10 protein-coding genes are annotated in these 11,824 nt (G+C 69.3%); 4 read left to right on the forward strand and 6 right to left on the reverse strand.

Annotated elements, in window-relative coordinates:
• Positions 1 to 10 precede the first annotated feature (10 nt).
• Positions 11 to 1,711 carry a hypothetical protein gene (locus MF610_RS02640; RefSeq protein WP_242192546.1) on the forward strand — a complete coding sequence of 567 codons (1,701 nt, stop codon included), beginning with the start codon at positions 11 to 13 and terminating at the stop codon, positions 1,709 to 1,711.
• Between the two features lie 37 nt (positions 1,712 to 1,748).
• The gene (locus MF610_RS19140) at positions 1,749 to 2,324 is read left to right on the forward strand and encodes a biliverdin-producing heme oxygenase (RefSeq protein WP_242192547.1); all 576 of its coding nucleotides are present in this window, start codon (positions 1,749 to 1,751) and stop codon (positions 2,322 to 2,324) included.
• A 122-nt stretch (positions 2,325 to 2,446) separates the two neighbouring features.
• Here MF610_RS19140 and MF610_RS02650 read toward each other — a convergent pair whose 3' ends face one another.
• Genes MF610_RS02650 through MF610_RS02665 form a run of 4 tightly spaced genes read right to left on the reverse strand, consistent with a single transcriptional unit; the run spans position 2,447 to position 7,245 of the window.
• Entirely contained in the window at positions 2,447 to 3,814 is a 1,368-nt protein-coding gene (locus tag MF610_RS02650; protein ID WP_242192548.1) for a PAS domain-containing sensor histidine kinase, read from the reverse strand.
• Entirely contained in the window at positions 3,811 to 4,905 is a 1,095-nt protein-coding gene (locus MF610_RS02655) for a DUF2336 domain-containing protein (protein ID WP_242192549.1), read from the reverse strand. Before MF610_RS02655 ends, MF610_RS02650 begins: the two co-directional genes overlap by 4 nt.
• 35 nt (positions 4,906 to 4,940) lie before the next feature.
• A complete protein-coding gene (locus tag MF610_RS02660) occupies positions 4,941 to 6,113 on the reverse strand; it encodes a hypothetical protein (RefSeq protein ID WP_242192550.1) in 1,173 nt (390 codons plus the stop codon).
• 10 nt (positions 6,114 to 6,123) lie between these two features.
• Positions 6,124 to 7,245 (reverse strand): anhydro-N-acetylmuramic acid kinase, encoded by a 1,122-nt coding sequence (locus MF610_RS02665; RefSeq protein ID WP_242192551.1) that lies wholly within the window; start codon positions 7,243 to 7,245, stop codon positions 6,124 to 6,126.
• A 101-nt stretch (positions 7,246 to 7,346) separates the two neighbouring features.
• Here MF610_RS02665 and tyrS point away from each other — a divergent pair, with 101 nt between their 5' ends.
• Positions 7,347 to 8,570 (forward strand): tyrosine--tRNA ligase, encoded by a 1,224-nt coding sequence (tyrS, locus tag MF610_RS02670; protein ID WP_242192552.1) that lies wholly within the window; start codon positions 7,347 to 7,349, stop codon positions 8,568 to 8,570.
• 152 nt (positions 8,571 to 8,722) lie between these two features.
• Here tyrS and MF610_RS02675 read toward each other — a convergent pair whose 3' ends face one another.
• Positions 8,723 to 9,163: a DMT family transporter gene (locus MF610_RS02675; protein WP_242192553.1), complete on the reverse strand. Its 441-nt coding sequence runs from the start codon at positions 9,161 to 9,163 to the stop codon at positions 8,723 to 8,725.
• A gap of 216 nt (positions 9,164 to 9,379) precedes the next feature.
• Positions 9,380 to 11,440, reverse strand: a complete 2,061-nt coding sequence (recG, locus tag MF610_RS02680) for an ATP-dependent DNA helicase RecG (protein WP_242192554.1) — start codon at positions 11,438 to 11,440, stop codon at positions 9,380 to 9,382.
• 70 nt (positions 11,441 to 11,510) lie between these two features.
• Between recG and MF610_RS02685 the strand changes: the two genes are divergently transcribed.
• Positions 11,511 to 11,777: an FAD assembly factor SdhE gene (locus tag MF610_RS02685; protein WP_242192555.1), complete on the forward strand. Its 267-nt coding sequence runs from the start codon at positions 11,511 to 11,513 to the stop codon at positions 11,775 to 11,777.
• Positions 11,778 to 11,824 lie beyond the last annotated feature (47 nt).

Genomic DNA, 11,824 nt, shown 5'->3' on the forward strand with positions numbered 1-11,824 from the left:
GACTGAAGCCATGCAGCATATCCGGATCGACACCCATGATGCGCAGGCGATCGACCTGTCCGAACTGAAGCGGAAACTAGCACTGGTCGCCGCGGGCATGGACGCGCGCTTCGTCCGCGCCGGCACCACGCTCGCCACCGCGATCGAGACGATCGATCGCATCATCCACTCGATCGAAGGAGTGACCGGCGCACTCGATGAAAGCGTCGCGGGGATCGCGGTGTCGAGCCTGACCGACGTCGCCGGCCAGCTGGAGGCGCTACCCGCCGTGCAGGCCGATCGCGATCAGGACATGGCCCGGATCGGCGCCGCCTCGCGCGTGCTGCGCGACCATGTGATGGACATGCGCCAGGCGCTGCGCGTGCTGCATATCTATGGTATGAACATCAAGATCGCCGCGTCGGGCGAGGCCGCTTTCGTGGGCTTCGTCAACGACATGGGGCAACGTCTTGCCACCGGTGAAGAACATCTCGAAGGCTTTCTCGCCAAGCTGAAGGAGCTGTCGGGCAGCGTCGGCAGCGTGCAGCAGGCCGGGCGCCTGCTCGCCGCCGAAGCCATCAAGATTCTGCCGGCGGTGCCGCGGCGGCTGGTCCGCGATGCGGGCGCGCTCAACGCGCATCTCGGCGATGTCGCGGCGATGGCGCGGCAGGTCGCCGAAATCGCGCGGACGGTGCAGGGCCGCGTAGCGACGATGCTCGGCGCGCTGCAGGTCGGCGACAGCACGCGCCAGCGGCTGGAGCATGTCGTCTCGGCGCTGCAACTGCTCGACACCTGCCTGCTCGACGTGCCCGACGTCTCGGCGCAGGTCGAGGTGACGGCGGTGATCTACCGCCTGCTCGCCGCGCTGCTCGAAACCAGCGCCGCCGATTTCGATCGCGATGCGGTGCTGCTGGTGGCCTCGCTCAAGGCGTTGCAGCCCGACACCGCCGCCTTGCTCGAACTGATCGACGACGATGCCGGCCGCGGCGGTCGCCCGTTCCTGATCCAGATCGAGGAAGCGGTCGGCGAAGTCGCGGTGATCACCGTGCAGTTGCAGGAGGCGGACCAGCGCTCGGCATCGATGCTGTGCCTCATCACCGACACCGTCGACGAACTCACCCGCCGGCTGACGCAGCTGCAACGCGTCCAGTTCAATGTGCAGGACATCGCGACCAACACCCGCCTGCTGTGCCGCCGCCACGGCGATCTGGGCAAGGCGGTGTCGGTCGTCGCGGGCGAAGTCGACATCTATGCCCATTCGCTCGGCAATGCGATGCGCGGCATCGGTCGCCCCATCGCCGAACTGGCAGAAACCAACGGCGCGCTGGCGACCAAGCGTGCCGACGCGGCCGATGGCGACATGGGCGGCAAGCTGGCACAGGCGCTGGTGGTGATCCGCGAGGGGTGCCAGCGCACCGACCTGGCGGTCCGCGAAGGCGGCGACGATGCGCGGCAGCTGATCGAGCTGCTGGCGATCGCCGGCGACGAGATCGGCGCCGAGCTGCAACTGGGCGCGACGATGCGACAGGCGGCGATCGTGCTATCGGCGGCACCGCCGTTCGGTGCCCTTTCCGACGCGGCGACGATGGCGCTGGGCATGTTGCTGCCACAGATCGGCGCGCTCTACACCATGGCGCAGGAACGCGAGGTCCATGCCGCCAACGTGCCGCCGGGCTTCGCGGTGGCGAGCGCGGTGGTCGAGGAGGACGAGGACGACGACGGGTTGTTCTGAACTTCCGGTCGCGGGGCAAAGGGGGTAAGCGGGCAGCGTGACCGATACCCCCACCCGTTCGCAACGTTTGAAGGCCGCGACCGCGGCGATCCACGACCGGCTCGACGCGCGGATCATGGCACTCGACCCGTTCGCCGCGCGCGATCGCTATGTCCGTTTCCTGCGCGCGCAGCAGGCGTTCCACGATGCGCTTGGCCCGCTATACGCTGCGCCGGCGTTGCGCGCCGAACTCCCCGACCTTGCCGAGCGCGCGCGATCGGCGGCGATCGCCGCCGACCTCCGCGATATCGGACTGGCGCCGCCCCCCGTTCCCGACGCACCGCCCGTTACGCCTGTCGACATGTCGACGGCACTGGGCTGGCTGTACGTCGCGGAAGGATCGTCGCTCGGCGCGGCGTTTCTGCTGAAGGCGGCGCAGAGGATCGGGCTGCATACCGATCACGGCGCGCGCCATCTGGCCGGCCACCCCGACGGCCGCGCGGCGCATTGGCGCCGCTTCACCGCGCGGATCGATGCTATCGACATGAGCGATGCGGAAGAGGAACGGATGTTCGCCGCCGCTCGCGAAGCCTTCGCCCGCTTCCGCGACCTGACCGAGGCGGCGTTCGCGTAAAGCTCGATCCCTGCGATAGGAACGTCACCCCAGCGAAGGCTGGGGTCTCCAACGACTCCTGCCGCGTGCTATCACCGGGAAATCCCAGCCTTCGCTGGGATGACGTCCCGGCGGACGCCTTCCTAAAACCGCCCCGGCAGCAACAGCACGAACCGCGCGCCCTGCCCCGGCGCGCTGTCGACCAGCAGGTCGCCGTGCATCGCCCGCGCCAGACGTCGCGCAATATACAGCCCCAGGCCGCTGCCCCCCGCTTCGGTCGGATCGACTCGCCCGAACTTGGCAAAGATGCGTTCCTGATCGGCAGCAGCGATACCCTTCCCCTGATCCGCGACGATCACCGCGGCATCGTCGCCGTCGCGCTCCATCCGGATCCACACCGTACCGCCCGGCGGCGAGTAGCGCACCGCATTGCCGATCAGGTTGACTAGGATTTGCAGCACCCGGCGGAACTCGCCGCTGGCGGGCAGGCTGTCGTCGAACGACGGCCGGTCGATCCGTACATCGCCCTGCGCCGCGCGCACCGCCAGCAACCCCGCCGCGCGCCGCGCGACATCGGCGAGGTCGAGGTCCTCGATCGCCACCGCGAAATCGGCGCGCTCGATCGCCGACAAATCCTCCAGATCGTCGACCAGCCCCAGCAGGTGCCGCCCGGCGCTGGCGATATCGGCGGCATAGGCGACGTAATCGTCGCGCAGCGGCCCTTCGGTCTGCGCCGACATGCTGTCGGCATTGGCGATGATCCGTCCCAACGGATCGCGCAGCGCGCGGCCGATGCGGCGGCTGAACCCGTCGGGCAGGTCGGTGGAGGCCTCGTCCGGCACCGCCGCCGGACCGTCGGGCAGGCTGTGCGCCGCCCCGTCGAACCCGGCGAACTGCCCCTGCGTATCGACGCGCGGGATGGCGGACAGGCGGACGCGGTGCGCCGTGCCGCGGATCGCCGCCTCCTGCCCGTCGAACCACGCCTGCGCCGCCAGCGCGCTCAGGATCGGAAACCCGCCATCGCCATCGTCGTTCAGCGCGAACAGCCGCGTGATCGGCTGCCCCAGCACGCCCTGCGGATCGAAGCCGAAGCGGGGCCCGGCATGGTCCGATACATGCGTCAGGTGCAGCGCGGCGTCGGTGGTCCACAGCCAGTCGGCATCGGCACGCAGGAAATCGGCTTCGCGCCGCGACACCGGCTCGGCCTCCCACGGCGCCCCCGCCTGCCACCCGCCGACCTCCAGCCGGATGCCGAGTTCGTCGGGTTCGGCGCGCACGGTCAGCGCAATGTCATCCTCGCCATCGGCGGCGACGATCGAGCGGGTCAGCGCAATGCCCAGCCGCTGGACCAGCCGCACCAGCGCCGCGATCTGCGGCACCGCGACCGGCTGTCCCGGTGCCCCCCCGGCGCGGCGGTTCAGCTCGGCCAGACGCGGTTCGGCGTCCAGCAGCACGCCGTCGGCCGACAATCGCCCGATCGCGGGCGGCGCGCCGGGTCGATGATCGTTCACGCGGCCGACCCCAGCGCCAGCATCGCGGCATGATAGTCGGCGTCGAGTGCCATCGGCGCCAGCGCGACGCGCGCTGCCTCTGGCGACACTTCCATGATGCTGTCGATCCGGTCGGCGAACCCCTCGACATCGCGGACCGGTTCGGCCTCGGCCAGCGCAAAGCCGATCCGGGCGATCGTCGCGCGATCGACCGCCAGCGCGCGCAGCACGACCCACAATCGCGCGCCATCGGGATCGATCACCAGATCGCGCACCCGTTCGAACGCCAGCCCGCTGGCCCGCGCCACGATCGCGGTGAACAGCACCAGCCGCCCGTCGCCGATCGCTTCGCTGAGCAACGCCGGCACCTCGTCCCCCTGTGGCTCGACCGCCACCGCCAGCCGCATCGCCGCGATCTCCAACGGCACCAGCTCGCCCTGCGCATCGACCGCGCGCCGCACCGATTCGGCCAGCGCCGCATCCAGCGCGGCGATCCGGTCGCCCGCGCCCGCCATCTCGCGCAGCGCCGCCGCGACCCACCACGCGATGCGCGCATGATGGGGCCGGATCAGGTCGACCGCCGCCGGCACCCCTTCCATCACGCTCCCGCGTCGCGCCTGTGCCGCCAGCATCGCGATCGCCGCCGCGGCGACCAGCCGGTCGCTCGCCTGCGCCAGCCGCGCGACCATCGTCGGCGCGTCGCTCCCCTGCGCGACCATCACCGGCAGCGCCCGCGCCAGCGCGTCCATCCGCACCCGCGCATAGAGTTCGCCGAACAACGCGGGCTCGCGGAACAGCCCGGACTGCATCACCCGGTCGAACGGCGCTCCCGCGCTGCGCAGCCCCTTCGCCAACTCCGGCTCGCCACGCGACGCGAGCAGCCGCGCGGCATGGTCGCGGATACCGGCATCGACCCCGGCGACGGTCGCGCGCATCGTCGCGTCGAGCGCGGCGGCGGTGCGATCGTCGATCCGCGCATCGTCGGGGACATGGAAATGATCCGCCGCCGCGCGCAGGCGACGATGCCCGGCCCGTTCGGCCGCCGCGACATGGTCGAGCAGCAGGAGGGCGGAAGCACTGGCTTCGCGGGGATCGACCGGATCGACTGACATGGTTCTGGCTTTAACCTTACCCGGTTAAGGCGAAGCTAAGCCTGTCGCCGCATGATCTCGATAGCATGGGCAAGCGTTGCCCCTGCATGAAGCGCCACCAACGCCAGCCCGATCGTCGATGTTCCCGCAAGCGCGAACGGCGCGAGCAGGACCGGTGCCGTTGCGGGACTCGCCGCCCAGGGCGGACGCACCGCGGGCAGCCTGCGCGCCAGGATCGTCGCCACCACTCCGACCAGCGCCAGCACCCCCGCCGTCCCCGTCTGCACGATCAGCGACTGGACCAGCCCGATGCCCAGCACGCCGGCGACGCCCAGTATCTCCAGCCCGCGTTCCTGCCACGCGGCATGGTCGTCCTCGCCGCGCAGCCAGCCGAGCAGCGACCCCGCCGACAGCAGCACCATCGCCAGGAACAGCAGCACGGTCGCCGCGCCCGCACTCCAGAACGGTATCGCGGCCAGCCCCGCGACGCCCAGCGCTCCGCCCGCCGCGCCGATCGCCACGTCGGGCACCTTGCGCCGGACCAGCAGCGGCAGCAGCAGCCGCGTTACCGGGGTAAAGACATAGCGGTCGATCCACCCGGTACGCTGTTCGGCCAGCGACGCCAGCACGTCCTTGCTGCGCACCTCCAGCGTCCCCGCATCGCGCTCCACGCCATGCCCCGACCGCGCGGCCTTCGCCGGCAACAGGACGTGCGCAGCGCGCGCCTGCGTCGCCACGCGCAGCAGCGTCGACTGGAAATCATATTCGGGCGGCAGCCGCGCGGCATCCTCCAGCCGCGCGAGCGACAGCGTCGCCACCCCGGCCCAGCAATGATCGGCATCGACCCGCTCGACCGCGGTCGCATCGCCGTTCGGCGTCACCAGCAACGTATCGGTCGGCTCCAGCGCCATCCCCTCGACCACCGCATCGGTCGTGACCAGCCCGTCGGCCAGCGCGACGATGACCGCCAGTGGATGGACCTTCGCCTTCGCCTCCTCGGCGGTGCGGACGATATCGACCGTGGCGCCGCGCCGCCCGATCCGGTTGACCGCCGCCGCCAGCGGGGGCGTCACCCGCCCGACCGCGACCAGCAACTGCGCCGCACCGGCGGCGACCAGCAGCCGCGCCTGATATTCGATCAGAGTCATGCCGCCAAAGGGGAGCGTCGCCGCCAGCACGCCGGGCTGGTGCTCGGCTTCCTCGGTCGCGAAAATAAGGCCGGTCAGCATCGCCGTGCGGTTAGGCGCTGACGACGCGAAGCGCCAGTCCCGACCGCTGCGTGCGGTACAACGTGCCGCCCGTCAGCGGCGCGGCTACGCCCGTCGTCCCCGGAAAGGTGATCGGCAGCCCTTTCAACGACCGTATCGCCAGATAGGCGAACCCCTCCGCCTCCAGCGCGTCGCCATCCCACCCGATCGCATCGCTGGGTTCGGCGGTCAGCCCGGTGCGCTCGCCGATCATCGCCAGCATCACCGGATTATGCCGTCCGCCGCCACCGACCAGCAGCCGCTTCGGGCGCATCGGCAACCGGTCGATCGCCTCCGCAACGCATGCCGCGGTGAACGCGGTCAGCGTCGCCGCACCATCCGCCGCCGACAGCCCGCGCGCCGGTTGGATGGTGAAGTCATGCCGGTCGAGCGACTTGGGGTGCGGCAGATCGAAGAACGGGTGATCTAGCATCGCGGTCAGCACCGCCTGATCGACCTGTCCCGCCCCGGCTAGCGCCCCGCCGGCATCGTAACGCGCGCCGCTCTCCGCCTCGACCCAGCTATCGACCAGTCCGTTCGCCGGCCCGGTATCGAATGCGATCAGTTCGTCGCCCTCGCCGACATAGGTGATGTTGCCGACCCCGCCGAGATTCAGCACCGCAACCGGCTTCTCCATCCCGGCGGCACGCGCGGCATGATAAGCCGGCAGCAGCGGCGCACCCTGCCCGCCCGCCTTCACATCGTCGACGCGCAGGTCGGCGACGACGTCGATCCCCGTGGCCGCCGCCAGCGACGCCCCATCGCCCAGCTGCCATGTCCATCCCTTGTCCGGGCGATGCGCCACCGTCTGTCCGTGAAAGCCGATCACATCGACCGCCCGCGCCTCGATACCGGCCTTGTCCAGCAGCGCCGCGACCGCATCGGCATGGGTGCGCGTCAACAATTCCTCGGCGCGCGCGATCAACGGATGTTCGCCCGGATCGTCGAACAGCAACGCGATTTCGGTAGCGGCCGACAACACCGCCCGATCCTCGTCGCTATAGGGCGTGCCGACGAACGCGATCGGCCGCACCTCGCCCTCGCCATCGCTCTCGATCAGCGCGGCATCGATGCCGTCGAGCGAGGTTCCAGACATCAGGCCGATCGCAAGCATGGGGCAACTCCGGGCGCGTTAACCGCCCTTAGTATCGCGCACAGCCCCACGAAGTCGAGATACGTGGACTTTCGTACGATCGGGGCGGTAAGGGAACGCGCATGGCATACACGTCCGACCTGCTCAGCACCCTGTCCGACCGGGGTTACATTCATCAGCTGACCGATGCCGCCGGTCTCGACGCGCTGGCGAGCAAGCAGGTCGTGCCCGGCTATATCGGCTTCGATCCGACCGCGCCGTCACTGCATGTCGGCAGCTTGGTGCAGATCATGCTGCTACGCCGGATGCAGCAGACCGGGCACAAGCCGATCGTGCTGATGGGCGGCGGCACCGGCAAGATCGGCGATCCCAGCTTCAAGGACGAAGCACGCAAGCTGCTCGCCGAGGACGGCATCGCCAGCAACGTCGCGTCGATCAAGCGCATCTTCGAACGTTTCCTGACCTTCGGCGACGGCCCGTCGGACGCAGTGATGGTCGACAATGCCGACTGGCTCGACAAGCTCGAATATATCCCGTTCCTTCGCGAGGTCGGCCAGCATTTCAGCGTCAACCGGATGCTGTCGTTCGATTCGGTGAAGCTGCGCCTCGACCGCGAACAGTCACTGTCGTTCCTCGAATTCAACTACATGATCCTGCAGGCCTACGACTTCCGCGAACTGTCGAGCCGCCACGGCTGCCGGTTGCAGATGGGCGGCAGCGATCAGTGGGGCAACATCGTCAACGGGATCGAACTCGCCCGCCGCATGGACGGCACCGACGTGTACGGCGTGACCACGCCGCTCATCACCACGGCCGACGGCGGCAAGATGGGCAAGACCATGTCGGGCGCGGTGTGGCTGCACGAGGACCAGCTGCCGCACTTCGATTACTGGCAGTTCTGGCGCAACACCGACGACCGCGATGTCGGCCGCTTCCTGCGCCTGTTCACCGACCTGCCGCTGGACGAGATCGCCCGGCTGGAAGCGTTGCAGGGCGCCGAGATCAACGAGGCGAAGAAGATCCTCGCCAACGAAGCCACCGCGATGTGCCGCGGCGCCGACGCCGCCACAGGTGCAGCCGAAACCGCGCGGCGTACCTTCGAGGAAGGATCGGCCGGCGACACGCTGCCGACCTTCGCCGTCGAAGGCGCGATCAACGTCGTCGATGCGCTGGTGGCACTGAGCCTCGCCGCGTCGAAGGGCGAGGCGCGTCGCCTCATCAAGGGCGGCGGCGCCCGCGTCGATGGCGAGAAGGTGGTGGACGAGGGCCAGGTGATCGCGGTCGACGCCCCGGTGCGGGTGTCGTCGGGCAAGAAGCATCACGGGCTGCTGACGCCGGCGGGGTAAATCCCGGTACCGCACCAAATCCGTTCAGTTCGAGCAGCTTCGAGCTTGTCGAGAAGCGTCCGTCGAGAACCCGCCCGCTTGGGGCAACCCCTTCTCGACTACGGTTCTCGACAGGCTCGAAGCAAACGGGAGAGTAAGGGGTTGAGGAGGGCTCACCCCCGCCGCACCAGCACCGCCCCGACCAACACCAACGCCACTCCGACCAACCGCAACCCACTGATCGGCGTCCGCGGCAACCCGATCAGCCCGAACCGATCGATCACCAGCGCCGCGACCAGCTGCGTCGCGATCATGATCGTCAGCATCGCCGCCAGCCCCAGCCGCGGCGCGGCAAACGCCGCCGCCGTCACGAAGAACGCGCCATACGCCCCGCCAAGGAACATCCACGGCCGCGCCTCGCGTAAACTGGCCAACGGCGTCCGATCGGCGACCAGCCAGACCCCGATCAGGATCACCGTCCCCACCGCAAACGACACCAACGCCGCCAGCATCACCGACCCGATGCTCCGCCCCAGCGCGGCGTTCGTCGGTGGCTGCACGGCAAGGCCAATACCGCCGAGCAGGGCGAGGAGGAGCGGGGCAAGGGCGTTCATCGTGCGAGGGCTATCGGCTGCACCCCACCGCGACAACCCACCCCGTCATCATTCCGCCATCCCTTCGCCGGAATGACGGAAGAGCGGATGGGTACGCCCCACTCCCCAAAATCGTCGTTCCCGCGAAGGCGGGAATCGATACACGCCAACCATCCGGCTCCATACGCAACGTCAGCGCTTATGGACTCCCGCCTATGCGGGAGGGACGAAAGGGCGTCACCCCGAACGCAACCGCCCAACCCCGGCATCCCGCTCGAACAGATACAATGCCGCCCGCGCCGCCTGCCCCCGGGGCCCTTCCAGCCCGCCATCGCGATCCACCAGCAACCGCGCATCGGCATTGGCCACCGGCAGCAGCTCGCCCAGCATCTCCGGCGTCGCCAGCCGGAACATCGCCTCGCCCGACTGCCGCGTCCCCAGCAACTCGCCCCCACCGCGCAACCGCAAATCCTCCTCGGCAATCCGGAACCCGTCGTTACTCTCGCGCATCAGCGCCAGCCGCGCGCGCGACGTCTCCGACAGCGCATTCCCCCGCAGCAGCAGGCACACCGACTTGCCGCCCCCACGCCCGACCCGCCCGCGCAGCTGATGCAACTGCGCAAGGCCGAACCGGTCCGCCGCCTCGATCACGATCAGCGTCGCATTGGGCACGTCGACCCCGACCTCGATCACCGTCGTCGCCACGAGCACGCCCGCGCGCGCGGCGGAAAACTCGGCCATCACCGCGTCCTTCTCCAGCGGCTTCATCCGCCCATGGACCAGCGCGACCTTGTCCCCGAACCGTTGCCGTAGCGCCTCCGCCCGTGCCTCGGCGGCGGCAAGGTCGGACTTCTCGCTCTCCTCGACCAGCGGGCACACCCAGTACGCCTGCTTCCCCGCCGACAGATGCCGCGCCAGCCCATCGACCACCGCGTCGAGCTTGTCCTCCGACATCACCACCGTCTCGATCGGCTCGCGCCCCGGCGGCATCTCGTCCAGCCGGCTGACGTCCATCTCGCCATATTGTGCCAGCGTCAGCGTGCGCGGGATCGGCGTCGCGGTCATCACCAGCAAATGCGGCGGCCGCACCGCCTTCGCCTGCAACATCATCCGCTGCGCCACGCCGAAGCGATGCTGTTCGTCGACCACCACCAGCCCCAGGTCGCGATACCCGACCGCCTCCTGAAAGATCGCGTGCGTGCCGACGAGGATATCGATCGACCCGTCGGCCAACCCCATCAACACGCCCTCGCGCACCCGCCCCTTGTCGCGCCCGGTCAATGCGGCGACGGTCACCCCCGTCCCGGCCAGCTGCCGCTGCAACGTCGCGACATGCTGCCGCGCGAGGATTTCGGTCGGCGCCAGCAACGCCCCCTGCGCTCCCCCCTCGACCGCAATCAGCAGCGCCATCAGCGCCACCAGCGTCTTGCCCGACCCAACATCGCCTTGCAACAGCCGCAGCATCGGCTGGGTCTGTGCCATGTCGCCTTCGATCTCGCCGATCGTCCGCGTCTGCTCGCCGGTCGGTTTGTACGGCAGGTCGAGCTTCGCGCGCAGGCGCCCGTCGCCGGTCAGCGACCGTCCTTTCCGCGCCCGCGCCTCGCCCCGCACCAACAGCAGCGCCAACTGGTTGGCGAACACCTCGTCATAGGCCAGCCGCTCGCGCGCCTTGGCATCGGCCGGGTCGGCATGGATGCGCGCCAGCGCCTCTTTCCATGCCGGCCAGTCATGCTTGGCGAGCAGACTGGGTTCGATCCATTCGGGCAGGTCGGGCGCACGCTCGATCGTCTGCGCGGCCAGTTGGCCGACCCGGCGCGACGTCAGCCCTTCGGACAACGGATAGATCGCCTCGCGCTCGGGCAGGCTGTCGGCTTCGTCCAGGGGCAGCACATGGTCGGGATGAACCATCTGCAATTCCTGTCCGTACGTCTCCAGCTTGCCCGACACCAGCTGCGTCTCGCCCAGCGGGAACAGCTTCTTCGCCCAACCCGACGATCCGCCGAAATAGGTCAGATTGACGATATTGCCGTGCTTGTCGGCTGCCCGCACCCGCGTCGGCCCGCGCCCGGCGCTCACCCGGTAATCGACTGCGGTCAGCGGGATCGCGATCACCCGCCCGGCATCCTGCGCCATCAGCTCGTCGCGCCGCAGGCGGTCGACCCACCCGGTCGGCAAATGGAACGCGACATCGACCACGCGCGACAGTTTCAACCGCTCCAGCGGCTTGGCCAGCGCCGGACCCACGCCTTTCAGCGTGGTGACTTCGGCGAACAACGGGTTGAGCAGATCGGGACGCATGACTATCTGGTCCTATATCCGAACCGGCGGCCGCTGCCAGCGTCCGTCGGTCTATCGCCATTGGAGTCCCATGGACCGCGAGACCCGCCTCAAGCGCCTGAAATTCCGTAGCTGGCATCGCGGCACCCGCGAAGCCGACCTGATGATCGGCGGCTATTTTGACGCGCACAGCGCCACATGGAGCGATGCCGACATGGACTGGTTCGAGGTGTTCCTCGCGGAACAGGATGTCGACATCATGGCATGGGCGATGGGGGTGCAGCCGGCCCCGGCGCAGTTCGACCACCCGGTGCTGCACGCGATGCGGAAAATGGATTTCGTACCGGTTTCGCGCTGACTCCCTCTCCCCTTCAGGGGAGAGGGTCGGGGAGAGGGGACTGCCAC

This window comes from Sphingomonas hankookensis (assembly GCF_022664465.1).
GTDB lineage: Bacteria > Pseudomonadota > Alphaproteobacteria > Sphingomonadales > Sphingomonadaceae > Sphingomonas > Sphingomonas hankookensis.